Source organism: Pseudomonas sp. D1-36, from assembly GCF_051132205.1.
Taxonomy (GTDB): domain Bacteria; phylum Pseudomonadota; class Gammaproteobacteria; order Pseudomonadales; family Pseudomonadaceae; genus Aquipseudomonas.
This window is the reverse complement of sequence record NZ_CP071674.1, coordinates 4,174,507-4,191,954: the sequence shown is the minus strand read 5'-3', so window position 1 is coordinate 4,191,954 and position 17,448 is coordinate 4,174,507. Positions and strand designations below refer to the sequence as shown.

Below are 17,448 nucleotides of genomic sequence, written 5' to 3'. Positions count from 1 at the left end.
GGGTGGGTCGCGCTGAGGGTACCCGTAACGGGGAAATTTTTTTTCGGATAGGTACCGACACCACACGGCTGAGAACTTATCATCGGCTTATCAATTAATTGAGATTTTAAAATGGATGTTAAAGGTCGTTTTGCTGCAATCGATGCGTGTGAAAATATTTTGCGTGAGGACTTTAAGTATAACGAGGCGCACGGTATCTGGCGCAGTATCAATCGGATCATTGAAGGTCTGCTGGGACGCTCCACTGAGCTTGCTGATGTCTACGTGGAGCTGCATGCCGCATTGGCTGAACAGCCTAGGGCGCTGAATTCGTTCTTCGACGTTTTCACAACCACGGTGTACTCCTGGAATCCTGGAAAGATCAAAGAAGCTCGCGAGGATCGGGAAAAGCTCACTGAGTTGAATGAGAGAATTGCAAAAGTTTCGGAGTTACTCTCGGAGTTGCTCTCGCGGCGCACCGAGGTTAAAGAGATGTCGAGTTTTAGTAGTGATACTTACTACCATATTATGGATGTTGTTGAAGAGGCCTCTGAGGATAATGGGCTTTTCAGGTTTCACGTGAAAGGAAAGTTGGAGAAGTTAACCTATCAGTATGATCTCAAATATTGGCCTTCCATAACTAAGGTGGTGGCGCAGATTGGTGTCAATGCGGCCAACGCAGTAATAGTTGCTGATGACTCCGCTGCAAGTGCAGCAACTGAAGCTCGCCGCCCTGGGCTGGCTGACTTCTTAAAAGCATTTGAAGCAGAACTTGATAGGAATAGGGTGGAGAATATTGGCTTTATTCCCGATGATTTTTCACTGACCGATAGTTCTATGGCGTCGTTGGTAAACTGCGGACTTGGGCTGGGAGTCGAAGAGCTGATCGGAGCCAGCTTTGTAAAGCGTTACCGCCAACGTGAGCGTGATCGTGACCGTGGTTAGGAACGCGATCGTGATTGCGGTCAGGAGCTCGAATGGAAGATGGGGGTCGACTGAACATTGGAGCGGATGCTGGTGGTCGTTTGACGTCCAGGTGATTTTTGAGGGGGAGGGCTGGCGATACCGCTCACTCCCTTTCGGAAGTACTGGGTCGTTTTCCTGGATGGTATCCCGGGACGGCATTCTTGAACGCATGATGCTGAGCTTGTCGGCGAGCCAGGTTAGGTGCGAAATGAGCTTTTGGGGTTTATTGGGTGGCACGAGGAGGGAGAGGATCTGTCGATTCGTCATTCTGGACGGCGTCGACGGTGCACCAAATTTTGGTGACTCTAAGGGGGAGGGCTGGGTAGCTGTGATCGAAGCGTTGCAATCGGGCTTTGAAGTGCTTCCTGAATGGGGAGGTTCCCCTGGAAGGCCCGGAAACACTGGCTGGAAGGTGGAGCGGGTAGAGGGAATCGAACCCTCACCGATAGCTTGGGAAGCTATAGTTGTACCATTCAACTATACCCGCATTTTCTTGCCTTCACGGTGCACTAAAACGGCGTGTCCAATAAGAACCCTCGTTATCAGCTTGGGAAGCTGGAGTAATGCCATTATACGACACCCGCTCAGAGCGGCTGACTTTGTACCAGATGTCGCCTTGGATTTGAAGTTTTTCTTTCCGGCCGGTCAGGTCATCCGTCTGCGCAAGCCTTAAAGCAGAGCGGTCTTCGCGGGCAAGCCTCGTTGTGGGAGGCTCGCTCGCGATGACTTTTTTCAGATAGCCAGTGCATGGTAGTCCTGCACATAGCTGTAGCGCGGTCGGCTTTCGTGGCGGGTCGGCTTGAGGAAGCCCAGCAACGCGTCGCGGCTGTCGCGGCAGGCGGCTTTGTGTTCCATGTCCAGGAAGTGCCCGGTCGCTTGCAACGTGGTGAAGCTGCTGTGCTGGACGTGGTCGGCGAAGAGCCTGGCGTCGGTTGCCGAGGTGTACTCGTCCCATTCGCCGTTCAGGAACAGCACCGGAACGTTGACCTTCCTGGCTGCGTTGACGTAGCACTGTTGGTCGCTGTGAAGCACGTCGTTGATGTGAAAGTGCATCTGTCCGTATTCATGCTCGGCCAGGTTGCTGACGTGGCGATAGTTGAAGCGCTTGAACAGGGGCGGCAGGTGCTTGCCGATGGTGCTGTTGACCAAATGTCCAACACGGTCGCCGTCCAGGCTGCTGAGGTAGTCGACACCGCGTTCCAGGTAGTCGCGCATCGGCATGTTGAGCACCGGTGAGAACGAGCTGATGACGGCTTTTTCGATGCGCCGCGGGCGGTGGGCCAGTGCCGTCAGCGCGGCCGCGCCGCCCCACGAAAAGGACAGCACGTGTTCGGCGGCGAAGTGGTCGATCAACTCCAGGAGGATCTGCCCTTCGATTTCCTTCGTGAGCATTTTCTCGTGACGGTTATGGGCCTTGGACTTGCCCGCGTAGGGCTGGTCGTACAGCACGACGTTGAATTGCGGGTAGAGGTTCTTGGCGGTCTGGGCAAACGACGCGGTGGTGGCCATCGAGCCGTTGACCAGGATGATGGTCTTTTGCGCGGCGTCTGCGCGATAGAACTCCGTGTAAACCCGATACTGACCCTGTATATCCAGCACAGCGATTTCTGGCCTCATGTCATAAGACTCCTGGCAAGCGGGTATGCGCGCAATGAGATTGCACGGGCAATGTGACAGGTAGGCATACGCCTGGAAGATAAGGCCCATGTCGATCCATGACATTCGGTCGACGGGTATTGTTATGGCGGGCAGTTTGCCGGAGGGATGGGGCGGAACCTGGGGGCTCCAGCCGGCAAAAAGTTTCTTAGAGGTATGAGGTGACTCGTCGGTCACATTTCGGCCGACGGTTTGATTCAAGCAGGGGGTCGAGCGTTGCGCAAGTGCTCTTTGAAAATTGTCCGGCACTTCTGCCCAGCGGTCGTTGGCTCAGACCAGGCAGATTTCCTCGGGGCCAAGGGCACGGTAGCGACCGGGCTCGAGATCCGAGTCCAGCACCAGGGGGCCCATGCTCTCGCGGTGCAGGCGCAGCACCTTGTTATTGAAGTGACCGAACATGCGCTTGACCTGGTGGTAGCGACCTTCAACGATGCTCAATCGCGCGGACTTCGGCCCTAGCAGCGTCAGTTGCGCCGGTTGCGTGGTCAGGTCTTCGAATCCGAAATACAGGCCTTTGGCAAAGGTGGGGGCGTACTCGGCGGTGAGGGGCTGCTCGGTCTCGACGTAGTAGACCTTCGGCAGTTTGGTTTGCGGTTGGGTCAGGCGCCGCGACCAACTGCCGTCGTTGGTGATCAGCATCAGCCCGGTGGTGTTGAAATCCAGGCGGCCGGCGATGTGCAAGTCGTCCTTGTCCGGCTCGTCCAGTAGATCGAGCACGGTGCGGTGCTGTGGATCGCGGGTGGCACTGACGCAGCCAGGCGGCTTGTGCAGCATGAAGTACCGCGCGGGTCGGCCTGCTTGCAATACGTCACCATCGACTTCGACGCGGCTGAACTCGCGCACCGGCGCGTGTGGGTCGGTGACGGTCTGGCCATCGATACGCACCCGACGCCCCACCAGGAGCAGGCGGACCTGCTGCCGATTGAAACGCGGCAGATTACTGAGGAAACGGTCAACGCGCATGGGACGTTCAGGCCAGGAAGCGGGGGCGCAATATTACGCGATCGGTCGCGGATTGGCGCGCAGCTGGTCGTCGACCTGAGCGCACCGTGGGCACAGGCAGGATCTGTTCCGTAGATCGGCCGGCAATGCCAGGAGCACAGCCGGGTCGATGCTGACGCCATAGCACCAGCAGGCGCGGTCGGCGGTCCTCGGATCGGCGAGGGTGCAGTCGTTGGCGCCGCCGCAGGCCGGGCAATGGTCAGGTTCATTCATAGCTGGAGTGAGGCATTTCCACGCAGGTTCGGTTGCTGCCGGTTTGTCGGGCGCGTTGCAGCGCATGATCGGCTCGGGACAGCAGGCTATGCAAGGTGTCTTTGTCCTGCAAGGTGGTCAGGCCGATGCTGACGGTGACCTGCAATTGTTTCCCGCTGCAAAAGTAGCGCTGCAACTCGATGCGCTGGCGAATTTTCTCAGCGATTTTCAGACCGTTCTGTCCATCGGTGTCCTTGAGTAGCATGACGAAGGCGTCTGTGCCCCACCGACACACGATGTCCGAGTGCCGCAAGGTGTCGGTCAGGTCGTGGGCGAAACCGCTCAGCAATTGGTCGCTGACGACATGACCGTGGGTGGCATCCAGTTGTTTGAAAGCATCCACCTCCAGCAACAACGCGCTCAAGGGCTTGGGTTCTCGCTGGGCTTCGTGCAGCGCTTGCACCGCCAGCAGGTCGAAGCCCCGGCGATTGGGCAGTTCCGTCAGCCCATCCAGAATCGCTTGGGCGTCGATCCGGCGTTGGAAACTGGCGATCAGCCGATAAAGCATGACGAACACCGTCACCGTGACCAGTAGGCCAATCAGGAGGTTGACGTACAACGCCTTGAGGATGTTGTCCTTGAGTGACGTGTTGGCGGCGTAATAAGCCAACAGCGAAGTCAGCAGGAAGGCGGCACCCAGCAAAACGGCGAGCATCAGCACCGGTGAGCGCTGGGAATACAGCGGCGAACGAAGCGACATGGCGATTCCTCAGGAGTGACCCGATGGAATCAGTTTAGTGGCCTTGTGAGAAAAGGAGCCCCTGGATTTGCGATTTGTGAAACGGTGGCGAGGGAGCGGACTCCCTCGCCACCGGTTCATCGCGATTCCAGGGTTCGCAAATAAGCCCGCCATCCGCCCAAATGGGTGATGTCCTGTGCGCCGTCCAGGCCATACGGCTCGCAGATGAAACCGCTTTCCCAGCGCCCGTCGGCCAATTGCACCTTGCCCAACCCAAGCGGTGCGGGGATACCGGTCAGGAACGAGCCAAGTTCACTGGTTGGCAGTTCCCAGATTTCCACCTCGATCGCCATGCCTCCCTCGCCAACCCGAAGCATGCCGGGGCGCATTGGCGGGCCGCCGGCGAGGGCATAGAGCCGATAATCCGGCGAGCTTTGGCTGACCTCGACCAGCCGGGCCCCACGCTGCTTGAGTTGCCAATTCAACGCCAAACCCTCCAGGTGCGCGCCGCACACCACCAGCCGAGCCCGATCATGGCGCGCGGGATTGGCGGGGGTTGGCAAGTCATCCAGTTGCTGACGCTGCAAGGCGTCGGCCACGCCCAGGAGATATTGATCGGTGAAGGCCCGGCCGAACAACGTCACGCCCCAAGGCAAACCGCTGGCCATGAAGGCGCTGGGCACGGCGACGGCGGCGTAGTCCAGCAGGTTCATGAAGTTGGTGTAATAACCCAGTTCAGCGTTGCGCTGCAGCGGTTCGGCAGCGAGTTCGGCGAGGCTCACCGGGCGCCCGATGGTGGGGGTGAGCACGCAGTCGAGGGCTTCCATCGTTCGGTCGCACTGGGCCTTGAGCGCTTGCAAACGGTACTGGGCGCGGAAAGTTTCTACACCCGTTACGGTAGGCGCTTTCGCCAGCACGGCGCGGATGACTGGCAGTACCGCGCTGGAGTCGCGCTCGATCAGGTCCCCGGCAACGCTGTAGCGCTCGGCGACCCAAGGCCCCTCATACAGCAAGCGCGCCGCTTCGAGGAAGGGCGACAGGTCCAGCTCGACGGCTTCGCCGCCCAGACGTTCGAGTCGCTCAATGGCGTCGTGGAACAACCGTGGGCCTTCGTCGCAGCCAAAAAATTCCAGGTCTTGCCAGCGAGGCACACCGAAACGAAAGCGCCGTGGCGCGCCGAACGCCGAGCCGTCGTTCCATTGCGGGTTGCGGCGGCTGTATTCGTCGCGCGGGTCGAAATGCGCGGTCAATGCCAACAGCTGGCTGGCTTCCCGCGCCGTCGCGGTGAAGGTCGTCACGCAGTCCAGCGTACGGCAGGCCGGCACCACGCCGGCGGTGGAAACCAAACCTTTGGTGGCTTTCAGCCCGACCAGATTGTTCAGCGCCGCGGGCACCCGGCCGGAGCCCGCGGTGTCGGTGCCCAAGGCAAAGCTTGCCACACCCAGGGCCACCGCCAGCGGCGAGCCGGCACTCGAGCCACCCGCCGGATAATCCGCCAGCACGCTGTTGCGGCAGGCACCGTAGGGGGTGCGGGTGCCGTTGAGCCCGGTGGCGAACTGATCGAGGTTGGTCTTGCCCAGGGGAACAGCGCCCAACGCCAGCAACCGCTCGACCACCGTGGCCGAACGTTGCGGTACGTAGGCAAACGCCGGGCAGGCGGCCGTGGTGGGAATGCCGGCCAGGTCAATGTTGTCCTTGATGGCGAACGGCACGCCATACAACGGCAAGCTGTCCAGGTCGCGACTTTCCAGGGCCGCCAGATAAGGCTCCAGTTCCTCGGGCGACAGCAGGTGAATGAACAGGTGGTAGTCCGGGTTGAGCGCAGCGGCTTTTTCCCGCAGGGCCAGCAGCAACTGGCGGGGTGTCGTTTCCCCTTTGCGATAGGCGTCGCGAAGGTTGTCCAGGCGCAGAGAAAGGTTCATCGCGTTAATCCTTTGATTGAGTTCAGTCACGTTCCAGCACCACGACACGCTGCCCTGCGCGCACCGCCGAACCGGGTTGGACGCGTACTTCACGTACCACGCCGGCCATGGGCGCAAGCATCGGGATCTCCATCTTCATGGACTCCAGAATGACCAGTACGTCACCGGCAGCAACTCGCGTACCCACCTGCACTTGGACTTGCCAGAGATTGCCGGCGATGTGGCTGTCGACGCTCAGTTGGCCCGCGTCCAGCAACGCATCTTCGCTCGGCGCGAGTGTCGGTTCCTCACTGTCGAAATGAGCCTGGCCGCTGGCAATCCAGCGCTCGCGCTCGGCGTTGAAGGCACGTTGTTGCTGCTGGCGGAATGCGCCGATGCTGTCCGCTTCCCGGGCCAGGAAATGCTGGTAGTGCGCGAGGTTGAGTTGGCTGTGCTCGATCTTGAGGTCGAAGCGGCCCAGCGGGAAATCCCGGCGGATGCGCAACAGCTCATCGGCGCTGACCGGGTAGAAGCGGATCTGGTCGAAGAACCGCAGCAACCAGGGCTTGCCATCGAACGCGGCGACGTCCCGATAACGATTCCACATCTGCAACGTGCGCCCGACGAACTGATAGCCGCCGGGACCCTCCATGCCGTACACGCACATGTAGGCGCCGCCGATGCCCACCGAGTTTTCCGCGGTCCAGGTCCGGGCCGGGTTGTATTTGGTGGTCACCAGGCGATGGCGCGGGTCCAGCGGGGTGGCGACCGGCGCGCCGAGGTAGACGTCTCCCAGCCCCATCACCAGGTAGCTGGCGTCAAACACCGTGCGCTGGACCTCGTCGAGGTTCGGCAGGTCATTGATGCGGCGGATGAACTCCAGGTTGCTTGGGCACCAAGGGGCGTCCTTGCGCACGGTGGTCATGTATTTTTCGATGGCCAATTGGCAGGCCGGATCGTCCCAGGACAGTGGCAGATGAACGATGCGCGACGGCACTTGAAGATCTCGCGCGGCGCACACGGCGCCCCACTCGCCGGCGACGATTGCCAGCAGTTCGGCCAGCGGCAGTTGTTCGGGTTGGTAATGCACTTGCAGCGAACGGATGCCAGGCGTCAGGTCGATCACGCCGTGCAGGTGTTTTTGTTCCAGCGCCTGCATCAAGGCGTGGGCGCGAAAGCGCAGCACCAGGTCCAGTTCGGGTGCGCCGATTTCCAGCAGCAGATGGGTGTCGCCGGACAGGCGTGCGACCAGGCGGGTATCGTCCTGGCCGATGTCCAATACCACAGGCGACACCATCCCCTGTGGGAGTGAGCCCGCTCGCGAAGAAGTCGACGCGGTGGTTGAACTGGCCCCTTCGCGAGCAGGCTCGCTCCCACATTGATCCCATTTCAATGCAAGGGAGCGGGCGGTCTTCAGATCCACCGGTACGAACCGCACCTTGTCCCCCGCCTTGAGCTGCCCCAACTGCCAGAGGTCCGCCTCGATCACCGTCACCGGGCAGACGAAGCCACCCAGGCTAGGGCCGTCGGGGCCGAGGATGACAGGCATGTCGCCGGTGAAGTCCACGGCGCCAATGGCGTAGGGATTGTCATGGATATTGGACGGGTGCAGGCCTGCTTCGCCGCCGTCGGCGCGCACCCATTGCGGCTTGGGCCCGATCAGTCGCACGCCGGTTCGGCTGGAGTTGAAATGCACTTCCCAGGAGGTATCGAAAAACGTCTGGATGTAGCGCTCGGTGAAATATTCCGGCGCGCCATGGGGGCCGTAGATCACCCGGATTTGCCGCACGGCTGGCAACAGCAGAGGCGGCTCGTCCACTGTCGGCAACACGGCGTGCTCATCCAGCGCAGCCAGGTGCAGCACATCGCCGGTACACAGCGCCCGTCCGCCATGGCCGCCAAACTGGCCGAGGGTGAAGGTGCTTTTGCTGCCGAGGTAATTCGGTACCTGCAAGCCACCTTGCAGGCACACATAGCTGCGCGCCCCGGCGCCGGTGATGGTGCCCAGGGCCAGAGTGGATCCGGGATTGATCGACAGCGGGGCGTTCATCGGCACCGCTTCGCCGTCCAGGGTCAGGGCAATTTGCGCACCGGTCACCGCCACCCGGGCGTTGCAATTGAAGCGCAGCACCGGCCCGCTCATGGTGATTTCCAGGGCCGCCGCGCCTTCGTCATTGCCCAGCAGGCGATTGCCCAAGCGCTGCGAGCGGCTGTCCATCGGACCCGACGGCGGTACGCCCACGGCCCAATAACCGAGGCGGCCCGGGTAATCTTGCACGCTGGTCTGGGTGCCAGGGCTGAGCACTTCGAAGGTGTTGGCGCGATAGGCCAGGGTTTCCAGGCAGCGCGTCCAGGGCTGGCCGTCGGCGAAGGGCGCGTCGAGAAGAATTTGCTGCAGGTAGATGCGGTTGGTTTCCACGCCGTAGAGCAGGCTTTCGTCCAGCGCTTGATGCAATCCCAAGCGCGCCTGTTCACGGGTCGGCGCCCAGCGAATCACCTTGGCGATCATCGGGTCGAAATAGGGCGGGATCTGGCAGCCGGCCTCGACCCACGTGTCGATGCGCAGTTGTTGCCCGTCGGCGTGGGGGAATTTCACGGCGGTCAACAGGCCCGGGCTCGGCTGGAAATCCCGGCCCGGATCCTCGGCATACAGGCGCGCCTGGATCGCGTGGCCCTCGGCTTTCAGGCCCAGGCTCAGCTCGCTCAAGGGCGGCAGTTCGCCGGCGGCCAGTTGCACCATCCAGCGCACCAGGTCCACGCCCCATACCTGCTCGGTAACGCCGTGCTCCACTTGCAGGCGCGTGTTTACTTCCAGGAAGTAGAAGCGCCCGGCGTCGCTGTCGTAGACGAACTCCACGGTGCCCGCGCTGCGGTAGTTCACTGCCCGGGCCAGTTTGATCGCCGCTGCGCAGAGGGCGTCGGCCATGCCCTCGGGCAGGTTGGGCGCGGGCGTTTCTTCGATGACCTTCTGGTTGCGCCGCTGCACCGAACAGTCGCGCACGCCGAGGGCGATCACTTGGCCTTGGCCGTCGCCGAAGACCTGCACCTCCAGGTGCCGTGCCCGTTCGATGTATTTTTCGATGAACACGCCGGCGTCGCTGAAGTTGTTCTGTCCCAGGCGCTTGACCGCTTCGAAGGAATCGCTCAATTCGGCGGCGCTACGGCACACACGCATGCCAATCCCACCGCCGCCAGCCGTACTTTTCAGCATTACCGGGTAACCGACCTGCGTTCCGGCCAGCAGCGCGGCGTCGAGGCTGTCGAGCAGTTCGGTGCCTTCGAGCAGCGGCACGCCGTGCCGCTTGGCCAGGTCTCGGGCGGTGTGCTTGAGGCCGAACACCCGCAGTTGTTCCGGCGTGGGGCCGATGAAGGCGATACTGGCGGCCTCGCAGGCTTCGGCGAAAGCGGCGTTTTCCGAGAGGAAACCGTAGCCGGGATGAATCGCCTTCGCGCCGCTGCTTTTGGCGATTGCCAGGAGCTTATCCACCGCCAGGTAGGTGCCCGCCGCCGCGCCTTCGCCCAAGCAGTGGGCTTCGTCGGCCTGGAGGATATGCAGGCTGGCTTCGTCCGCTTGGGAGTACACCGCGACGCCTTGGACATTCAGCTCGCGCAACGTCCGCAGGATGCGGCAGGCGATGGCGCCACGGTTGGCGATGAGGATTTTTTCGAACATGGCATTGCCCCCTCAGGCATGGGTGCTGCCTGAACTGGGATGCGGGCCGTCCCGCAGTTTTCGATGGCCGCCGGGGTCGTCCCCGGCGGCAAATATCTCCGAACACCAATCCTCCCTTTGTGGGAGCGAGCCTGCTCGCGATAGCGGTGGTACATTCAACATCAATGTGACTGACAGACCGCTATCGCGAGCAGGCTCGCTCCCACAGGGGATTGGGGGGGGTCGTAAAATTGTCTTTATTTAATGCACTGCCCCGACCGGCTCTGGCACAACGCGAACAGCCAGCGGCGCAGGCGCATGAGTTTCAGTTCCATATCAAAAGCTCCGCAGGCGTGGGGTTATAGGCGTTACATGGGTTATTCAACTGCGGGCAGTTGGAGATCAGGACGATCACGTCCATCTCGGCCCGTAGGTCGACGTATTTGCCCGGTGCCGAGATCCCGTCTTCGAAGGTCAGGCCGCCGTCGGCGGTCACCGGTACGTTCATGAAGAAATTGATGTTCGGCCCGATGTCGCCTTTACCGAGGCGGCCGTCGTGGGCGCAGGCCCGCAGGTAGTTATCGCGGCAGCTGTGCATGTAGCGTTTTTCCAGGGCGTAGCGCACGGTGTTGCTTTCCTGGGCGCAGGCGCCGCCGAGGGTGTCGTGACGTCCGCAGGTGTCTTCGATGATCGTCAGCATCGGTCGACCGAGGTTGGAGTACAGCACGCTGCCGGTACTTAGATAAACGCTGTTCTGCCGGCGCAGGGTGCGTTGCACGTCGTAGCGTTCCTTGGGGTTGGCCAGGCTGTAGAACAGCGTATCGACCGCCTGGTTGCCTTCCAGGTCCAGGATGCGCAGGGTCTGGCCGGCCTTGACCTCGGTCAGCCAGGGTTCCCCGGCGGGAATCGTGGCGCGGTAGACAGCGGTCTCGGCGTGCTTGTGTGCGGTGGCGATGGCGAGTGACATGGCGACGATCCTCAGGCGAACAGGCGGTCGGTATTGATGAAGCCCCGCTGGTTTTCCGGGCGCGAAAGGCGGCAGTGTTCGGCGACGCTGGGGTTGGCATTCATCCAGCTGAGCTTGAGCGGCTGCGGGGCGTATTGCGGGTTCGGGTCCATCGGGTGTTGCAATGCGGTCAGCACCACCAAGGTGTCCATTGGCGCGTACAACTCGATGTAGTCGCCCGCCTTGGAGTTGCCTTCCACGAAATGAAAGTGGCCGGCCTCGTCGACATCGACCCGGCTGAACAGGTTGAGGGTCATCAGCAGGTCGGACAGGCCCAGCCCCCATTTGCCCAGTTCCACCAACAGGTTGTCGGTGCCGTTGCGAAAGAAGCCGTTGCGCAGTTCCTGATAGCGGCCCTGGCCATATTTTTCATCGACTTCCTCGGCGCAGAGCACACCGCCCAGGCTGTCGCTCCAGCCGCAGGTGTCGACGGTGATCGCCGCCAATACCCGGCCCATGTCGGAATAAAGGCAATGGCCGGCGGTGAGCTTGGCGGTGTGTTGGCACTTGAGGCTGTCCGGCAGGTTCAGGCGTTCGGTTTTTTCATTGGCGTTGAGCAGCGTCAGGCTCACGTTGGCGCCGCCGCGAAGGTCGGTCAGGCGCAGCAGTTGGCCGCGCTTGAGCACGAAGGAACGGTGGCCGCCGCCGGGCAGAATCTCTTCAGCGAAGGGGGGAAACACTTGGATCGAATCGGTCATGGAAAAGCTCCTTTCAAGCGATACGCAGCGTGCCGGCCAGTTCGGCGGGCAGGGCGTCGACGGCGGCACGGGCGGTGCGACGGTCGCTGTTCAATGGAATGTCGTAGGTGATGCGTGCGCCATAGGCGCCAGGGGCGTGTGGATCGACGCGGACCTTGTCGAACACCAGCAGGCGTGTGCCGAGGCTGAAACCTTCGGACAGATCATGGGTGACCATGAATACCGTCAGCCGGGTTTCGCGCCACAGTTCCAGCAGCAGGGCGTGCATGTCTTTGCGAATGCCCGGGTCGAGGGCGCCGAACGGTTCGTCCAGCAGCAGGACCCGGGGCTTCATGATCAACGCCTGGGCAATCGCCAGCCGTTGCTGCATGCCGCCGGAGAGCTGCGCCGGGTATTTGTCCAGCGCGTGGCCGAGGCCAACCTTGTCCAACAGTTGCGCAGCCTCTTCGCGAGCCTGGCGTTTGGCACCGCCGAACAAACGCCCCAGCAACGGCGAGCGCGGCAACTCCAGGCCCAGGGCGACGTTGTCCAGCACCGTCAGGTGCGGGAACACCGAATAGCGCTGGAACACTACGCCCCGGCTGGCATCCGGCTCGCCCGCCAAGGGTTCGCCGTCCAGCAGGATCTGTCCGCGACTGGCGCGCTCCTGGCCGAGCAGCAAGCGCAGGAAAGTCGACTTGCCGCAACCCGATGCGCCCACCAAGGTGCAAAATTCACCCTCGGCGACGTTCAGGTTCAAGCGTTCCAGCACGACCTGATCGGCGTATTGCTGCCAGACATTGTTCACACAGATAAAGCTCATGCCTTCGCTCCCTCGTACCAAGGAAACGCTCGACGGGTCAGGCGCTTGAGGCCCCAGTCCATCAGCCAGGCGAGCAGGGTGATCCACACCACGTACGGCAGGATCACGTCCATCGCCAAGTAACGACGCACCAGGAAAATCCGATAACCCAGCCCATCGGTGGACGCGATGGCTTCGGCGGCGATCAGAAACAGCCAGGCCGAACCCAGCATCAACCTCAGGGAGATCAGCAAGCGTGGCAGCAGTTGCGGCAGGACCACGCGCAAGATCAGAGTCCAGGTTGACGCGCCGAGGGTCTGGGCCTTGATCAGCAGCTCACGGGGAATCTCCCGGGCGCGCTGTTCCAAGTCCCGGGCCAGACACGGTGTGATGCCGATCACGATCAGCATCACTTTCGACAATTCCCCCAGGCCGAAGACGATGAAGAGGATCGGCAGAATCGCCAATGGCGGCATCATCGACACCACGGTGAGCAACGGTGAAAGCGGTGCGCCCAACAGCGGCAGCGTGCCAGCCGCGATGCCCAGGCACAGCCCGACCAGGGCGCTGATGCCCAGGCCGATCGCCAACCGGCGCAGGCTCGACGCGGTGTCTTGCCAGAGCAGGTAGTCGCCACTGCGCGCATCGGCGGTAAAGGCCAGGCGTTTCACCGCATCGGCCATCTGCCCGGCGCTGGGCAGCAGCTTGTCGTTGGGGTTGTCCGTCAACCGTTCGGCCGAGCCCATGAAGTAGGCGAACAGCACCAGCGCGAACGGCAGGATCACCAGCAACAAGCGGCTGGGACGGTCCGGGTAGCGGTTGATCAGGCGCATGCCAGCTCCTCCGGTTTACAGCTTGGCGTCGGCGGCCAGCTGTACGTAGGTCGGATCAAAGCGCAGCTTCAGGTTGGCCTTGTCGCCGCGAGTCACGCCATTGGCGAACGCCATGCCGACCGCATCGGTGTCCTTGGCGCCTTCGCCCAGCAAGCCGTGCTGGAACGAAAACGCCGCCACCTTGCCCATGGTGGCGGGCAGTTGTTCGCTGGTGACGAAGGCCAGCGCTTCCGTGGGCGTGGCGAACAATTTGGTCGTGTCCAGTTGCGCCTGGAAACCTTTGAGGTCAGTGCCCGACGCTTTGGCCATGTGTTCCAGCGCAGCGTTGGCGGCAGCGTTCCTGGCGTTCATCAGCGCCACCACTTCAAACCAGGCGCCGGTCAAGGCCTTGCCCAGGGCTGGGTTGTCTTTCAGGGTCTGGGTGTTGACCACCATCATGTCCATGATCTCGCCGGGCATTTGGCTGGAGTTGAACACTTCGCTCACGCCCGGCTGGGCCTTGATGTCCGAAAGCATCGGGTTCCAAGTGGTGACGGCCTTGACCTGGTCGGTGTTGAAGGCGGCGGAGATATCGGCGTCGGAGGTGTTGACGACTTTCAGGTCTTTCTCGGCGAGGCCGACCGAATCCAGGGCACGGGCCAGCAGGTAATGGGACACCGACAGTTCCACCAGGTTGACGTCCATGCCTTTAAGATCGTCGACTTTCTTGCCTTCGCCCTTGAGGACGATGCCGTCGTTGCCGTTGGAGAAATCGCTGACGATCAGCGCGGTGCTGTCCACGCCACCGGCGGCGGGAATGGTCAGGGCGTCCATGTTGGTCATGGTGCAGCCGTCGAACTGGCCGGCGGTGTACTGGTTGATGGATTCAACGTAATCGTTGAGCTGCACGACATCGATGGTAATGCCGTACTTTTTTGCCCACTTGTCGACGATGCCTTGGCTGCCCGCGTACTCCCAGGGCATCCAGCCGGCGTAAATGGTCCAGCAGACGCTGAAGTGGTCTTTTTGCGCGGCGGCGGATGAGAAGCTCAGGAAAGCCGAGAGGACGGCGACGAGCAGGGCGGACAGACGAAGCTTGAACATGGTGGTTCTCCAGTTGATCAAGGGCGGACAGGAGCAACGCGGCACCGCGAACGGTGTCTTGTCTCCCGGGCTTTTGTCCCGCCGTGTAACCTCAACTGGAGGTCGCCAACTCTCGGACCAGCCACTCGCCAGAGGCGAGCCGGAACCCTAGTCAGCCATTGCAAATTGTGGTGCCGCGAACCTGTGATGACTCCTGCACGGGATTGGTAAAGCGAGAGCCGTGCCAATTTGGGCAGAGGCCCGGGCCAGAGGGGGTGGGTCTGAGGGAGGAATGATCGGGGGGCGGATTTGTGCTTGGTTGTGGTGCTGTCGCGCACCGGAAGAGGGCGACGAGGGACATGTTTCCAGTTGTTGCCAGGTCGCACCAGATTCCGATTTCGCTGTCAGATTAATCGTCAGTCACCCCAATAGATGACTGCCGCCCATCAGCGTCGCTGGTGCGGCCCATTCGCGGTCCAGGAGGCCGCCATGTATCGACGACTGCTCCTCATTGCGTTTCTTGGTCTGACTCTTTCGGCATGCGTGCCTTACTACGACGGAGGCTCGAGCTACTATCGTTCAGAGGTCTATACCTCACCAGCGCCGGCCTATTACAGCGGTGGGTATTACTCGGCCCCACGGGGCTATTACGCCCCACGGTACTACCAACCGGCGCCCCGTTATTACTCGGCCCCGCGCTACTACCAACATGGCCCGCGCTATTACTCGCCACCGCGAGCGGCGTACCGGCCTTATCCACACCGAGGCGGCTGGGATGGTCGCGATCGAGGCGGCTGGAACGATGACCGTCGTGGCCGGGGCGGGCGTGACCGCGGACATGACCATCGAGGACGTGGTCATGATGGGCGAGGCAACCATCGGTAAAGGACAGGCAGCAAAAAGCGGCGCATGAAGCGCCGCTTTTTTTGTGCCTGCGATAAATCCGGCGGGATGACCTCTGTGGGCGTGAGTTTTCTCCTGCGCGGATATGATTCTGGCTCGGTTATTCGTTGGACAAATCCGCCAACGGATGCCGACCCTCCCACACCTTGTGAAAATGCGCTTGCACCGCTGCTTCCGGTACATGATTGATGTCCGGCCAGTGCCAGTGGGGTTTGTGATCCTTGTCGATCAATCGCGCCCGCACGCCTTCGCTGAATTCCGGATGGCGACAGCAGTTCAGGCTCAAGGTGTACTCCATGCGGAACACACCGGCCAACGACAAATGCCGCGCCCGGCTGATCTGCTCCCAGACCAGGTGCGCCGTCAACGGCGAGCCCTCGGTCATGGTCTTGGCCGCGCGGGCGATCAGCGGATCAGGATGCTCCATCAGCAAGCTGAGGGCCTTCCAGGCGCAGCGGACGTCACTGACATCCAGCCATTCGTCGATTTTGTGCCGACGGGGCAACCACTGGGCTTCGGGCAACTGGGTCAGCGCTTCTTGCTGCAAGGCCTTGAGCAGACTGTTGAGTTGCATCTCGGTCTGTTCCTGCCAATTGAGTTGCAACAAGCCCTCGATCAGGTCGTCCTGCTGCTCATCGAGTAAAAAACGATCGGCCAGGCCCAGGTCGATGGCGTCGCGCGCGTTCATGTGGGCACCGGTCAGGCCGAGAAACAGGCCCAGCTTGCCCGGCAGGCGCGACAGGAACCAACTGGCGCCTACATCCGGGTACAACCCGATGCTGATTTCGGGCATCGCCAATCGACTGCTCGGCGTGACGATCCGCGTGCTCGCGCCTTGCAGCAATCCCATGCCGCCGCCGAGCACGTAGCCATGGCCCCAGCACAGCAATGGCTTGGGGTAGGTATGGAGATTGAAGTCCAAGCGATATTCGGCGGCGAAGAATTGCGCGGCCAACGGCGGCACCTCGCCGGGGTGGGCGCGGCAGGCTTCTGCCAGGCTGCGGACCTCGCCACCGGCGCAAAACGCTTTGGCACCTTTGCCGCGCAGCAATACGCAGACTATCTGCGGGTCCCTGGCCCAGGTGTCGAGCCGATCACGCAGGGCGTTGATCATTGGCAGGGAGAGGGCGTTCAAGGATTTTTCGGCGTCCAGGGTGGCGATGCCCAGGCGCGCGCCATCGATGCCGGTGAGTTCTTCGAAGTGCAGATTCATCGTGACCTCGATCAGAAATTGAATGATCAGTATGACTGCTGTACGGGAAAGTGCCGGATCCGTGTCAGATCAATTGACAAGCCTTGTGGGGTTTCCTAGGGTGCGCCCATTGTTTTTACCGGGTACAACCATGACCGCTGACGACCGTATCAAGCTCGAACCCAGCTGGAAGCAGGCACTGCGTGCCGAGTTCGACCAGCCCTACATGGCAGAGTTGCGCGAATTCCTGCGCAGTGAATACGCCGCCGGCAAGGAGATCTACCCTCCGGCCCCGTTGATTTTCAACGCCCTCAATTCCACTCCGCTGGACAAGGTCAAGGTCGTGATCCTCGGCCAGGATCCCTACCACGGGCCGGGCCAGGCACATGGCTTGTGCTTCTCGGTGCAGTCGGGCGTGCCGACACCGCCATCGCTGGTGAATATCTACAAGGAATTGAAGCGCGACCTGAACATCGACATTCCCAGCCACGGTTATCTGCAAAGCTGGGCCGAACAGGGCGTACTGCTGCTCAATACCACCCTGACCGTTGAACGCGCCAATGCCAACGCCCACGCCAAGAAAGGTTGGCAGCACTTTACCGACAGGGTCATCGAGGTGGTCAGCGAACACCAGCCGAACCTGGTGTTCCTGCTGTGGGGCGCCCATGCCCAGAGCAAACAGAAGCTGATCGATGCGACCAAGCATTTGGTCCTGACCTCGGTGCATCCGTCACCGCTGTCGGCCCACCGGGGCTTTATTGGTTGCGGGCATTTCAGCCGGACCAACAAGTTTCTGGAGCAGCACGGCGAGAAGCCGATCGAGTGGCGGTTGCCGCCGGTTTGACGCGCTAGTCGAGCGGGCCCCATCGCGAGCAGCCTCGCTTCT

Annotated in this window: 14 protein-coding genes, 1 tRNA gene, 1 pseudogene and 1 riboswitch; of the genes and pseudogenes, 3 read left to right on the top strand and 13 right to left on the bottom strand. The window is 61.6% G+C overall.

Annotated elements, in window-relative coordinates:
* Positions 1 to 111: 111 nt before the first annotated feature.
* Positions 112 to 924 carry a hypothetical protein gene (locus tag J3P76_RS18585; RefSeq protein WP_434701087.1) on the top strand — a complete coding sequence of 271 codons (813 nt, stop codon included), beginning with the start codon at positions 112 to 114 and terminating at the stop codon, positions 922 to 924.
* Positions 925 to 1,358: 434 nt separating this feature from the next.
* Here J3P76_RS18585 and J3P76_RS18580 read toward each other — a convergent pair.
* The 12 genes and pseudogenes from J3P76_RS18580 to J3P76_RS18525 form a co-directional block, all read right to left on the bottom strand.
* A tRNA-Gly gene (locus J3P76_RS18580) sits at positions 1,359 to 1,432 on the bottom strand.
* A 245-nt stretch (positions 1,433 to 1,677) separates the two neighbouring features.
* Positions 1,678 to 2,562, bottom strand: coding sequence for an alpha/beta fold hydrolase (locus J3P76_RS18575; RefSeq protein ID WP_420766731.1), 885 nt, complete (start codon positions 2,560 to 2,562; stop codon positions 1,678 to 1,680).
* 309 nt (positions 2,563 to 2,871) lie between these two features.
* The gene (locus J3P76_RS18570) at positions 2,872 to 3,564 is read right to left on the bottom strand and encodes a pseudouridine synthase (protein WP_434610071.1); all 693 of its coding nucleotides are present in this window, start codon (positions 3,562 to 3,564) and stop codon (positions 2,872 to 2,874) included.
* Between the two features lie 33 nt (positions 3,565 to 3,597).
* A complete protein-coding gene (locus J3P76_RS18565) occupies positions 3,598 to 3,816 on the bottom strand; it encodes a cysteine-rich CWC family protein (RefSeq protein ID WP_434610074.1) in 219 nt (72 codons plus the stop codon).
* A pseudogene (locus J3P76_RS18560) lies at positions 3,809 to 4,426 on the bottom strand (GGDEF domain-containing protein); the annotation flags it as partial. The pseudogene J3P76_RS18560 and the gene J3P76_RS18565, both read right to left, overlap by 8 nt.
* 245 nt (positions 4,427 to 4,671) lie before the next feature.
* Entirely contained in the window at positions 4,672 to 6,456 is a 1,785-nt protein-coding gene (gene atzF / locus J3P76_RS18555) for an allophanate hydrolase (protein WP_434701086.1), read from the bottom strand.
* Positions 6,457 to 6,478: 22 nt separating this feature from the next.
* Positions 6,479 to 10,108 carry an urea carboxylase gene (gene uca / locus J3P76_RS18550; protein WP_434701084.1) on the bottom strand — a complete coding sequence of 1,210 codons (3,630 nt, stop codon included), beginning with the start codon at positions 10,106 to 10,108 and terminating at the stop codon, positions 6,479 to 6,481.
* Positions 10,109 to 10,412: 304 nt separating this feature from the next.
* Positions 10,413 to 11,054 (bottom strand): urea amidolyase associated protein UAAP2, encoded by a 642-nt coding sequence (locus J3P76_RS18545; RefSeq protein WP_420766726.1) that lies wholly within the window; start codon positions 11,052 to 11,054, stop codon positions 10,413 to 10,415.
* Between the two features lie 11 nt (positions 11,055 to 11,065).
* Positions 11,066 to 11,791 (bottom strand): urea amidolyase associated protein UAAP1, encoded by a 726-nt coding sequence (locus J3P76_RS18540; RefSeq protein WP_434562802.1) that lies wholly within the window; start codon positions 11,789 to 11,791, stop codon positions 11,066 to 11,068.
* A gap of 13 nt (positions 11,792 to 11,804) precedes the next feature.
* The gene (locus tag J3P76_RS18535; protein WP_434701083.1) at positions 11,805 to 12,593 is read right to left on the bottom strand and encodes an ABC transporter ATP-binding protein; all 789 of its coding nucleotides are present in this window, start codon (positions 12,591 to 12,593) and stop codon (positions 11,805 to 11,807) included.
* Positions 12,590 to 13,405 (bottom strand): ABC transporter permease, encoded by an 816-nt coding sequence (locus J3P76_RS18530; RefSeq protein WP_434701082.1) that lies wholly within the window; start codon positions 13,403 to 13,405, stop codon positions 12,590 to 12,592. The genes J3P76_RS18535 and J3P76_RS18530 overlap by 4 nt, the downstream gene beginning before the upstream one ends.
* A gap of 15 nt (positions 13,406 to 13,420) precedes the next feature.
* Positions 13,421 to 14,488, bottom strand: a complete 1,068-nt coding sequence (locus J3P76_RS18525; protein WP_434701081.1) for a putative urea ABC transporter substrate-binding protein — start codon at positions 14,486 to 14,488, stop codon at positions 13,421 to 13,423.
* A 60-nt stretch (positions 14,489 to 14,548) separates the two neighbouring features.
* Positions 14,549 to 14,650, bottom strand: a riboswitch (guanidine-I (ykkC/yxkD leader).
* 306 nt (positions 14,651 to 14,956) lie between these two features.
* Between J3P76_RS18525 and J3P76_RS18520 the strand changes: the two genes are divergently transcribed.
* Complete coding sequence (locus J3P76_RS18520) at positions 14,957 to 15,352, top strand: hypothetical protein (protein ID WP_420766721.1); 396 nt, start codon at positions 14,957 to 14,959, stop codon at positions 15,350 to 15,352.
* Positions 15,353 to 15,470: 118 nt separating this feature from the next.
* Here the strand turns inward: J3P76_RS18520 and J3P76_RS18515 are convergent, their stop codons facing one another.
* Positions 15,471 to 16,583: an enoyl-CoA hydratase/isomerase family protein gene (locus J3P76_RS18515; RefSeq protein ID WP_434701080.1), complete on the bottom strand. Its 1,113-nt coding sequence runs from the start codon at positions 16,581 to 16,583 to the stop codon at positions 15,471 to 15,473.
* Between the two features lie 130 nt (positions 16,584 to 16,713).
* Here J3P76_RS18515 and ung point away from each other — a divergent pair, with 130 nt between their 5' ends.
* Entirely contained in the window at positions 16,714 to 17,406 is a 693-nt protein-coding gene (ung, locus tag J3P76_RS18510) for a uracil-DNA glycosylase (RefSeq protein ID WP_434701079.1), read from the top strand.
* Positions 17,407 to 17,448 lie beyond the last annotated feature (42 nt).

Bases quoted from the DNA above. Each gene is read 5' to 3' on its own strand.
- uca (WP_434701084.1), bottom strand. From the start codon at position 10,108: ATGTTCGAAAAAATCCTCATCGCCAACCGTGGCGCCATCGCCTGCCGC.
- J3P76_RS18565 (WP_434610074.1), bottom strand. From the start codon at position 3,816: ATGAATGAACCTGACCATTGCCCGGCCTGCGGCGGCGCCAACGACTGC.
- J3P76_RS18545 (WP_420766726.1), bottom strand. From the start codon at position 11,054: ATGTCACTCGCCATCGCCACCGCACACAAGCACGCCGAGACCGCTGTC.
- J3P76_RS18575 (WP_420766731.1), bottom strand. From the start codon at position 2,562: ATGAGGCCAGAAATCGCTGTGCTGGATATACAGGGTCAGTATCGGGTT.
- atzF (WP_434701086.1), bottom strand. From the start codon at position 6,456: ATGAACCTTTCTCTGCGCCTGGACAACCTTCGCGACGCCTATCGCAAA.
- J3P76_RS18530 (WP_434701082.1), bottom strand. From the start codon at position 13,405: ATGCGCCTGATCAACCGCTACCCGGACCGTCCCAGCCGCTTGTTGCTG.
- ung (WP_434701079.1), top strand. From the start codon at position 16,714: ATGACCGCTGACGACCGTATCAAGCTCGAACCCAGCTGGAAGCAGGCA.
- J3P76_RS18570 (WP_434610071.1), bottom strand. From the start codon at position 3,564: ATGCGCGTTGACCGTTTCCTCAGTAATCTGCCGCGTTTCAATCGGCAG.
- J3P76_RS18520 (WP_420766721.1), top strand. From the start codon at position 14,957: ATGTATCGACGACTGCTCCTCATTGCGTTTCTTGGTCTGACTCTTTCG.
- J3P76_RS18535 (WP_434701083.1), bottom strand. From the start codon at position 12,593: ATGAGCTTTATCTGTGTGAACAATGTCTGGCAGCAATACGCCGATCAG.
- J3P76_RS18525 (WP_434701081.1), bottom strand. From the start codon at position 14,488: ATGTTCAAGCTTCGTCTGTCCGCCCTGCTCGTCGCCGTCCTCTCGGCT.
- J3P76_RS18585 (WP_434701087.1), top strand. From the start codon at position 112: ATGGATGTTAAAGGTCGTTTTGCTGCAATCGATGCGTGTGAAAATATT.
- J3P76_RS18515 (WP_434701080.1), bottom strand. From the start codon at position 16,583: ATGAATCTGCACTTCGAAGAACTCACCGGCATCGATGGCGCGCGCCTG.
- J3P76_RS18540 (WP_434562802.1), bottom strand. From the start codon at position 11,791: ATGACCGATTCGATCCAAGTGTTTCCCCCCTTCGCTGAAGAGATTCTG.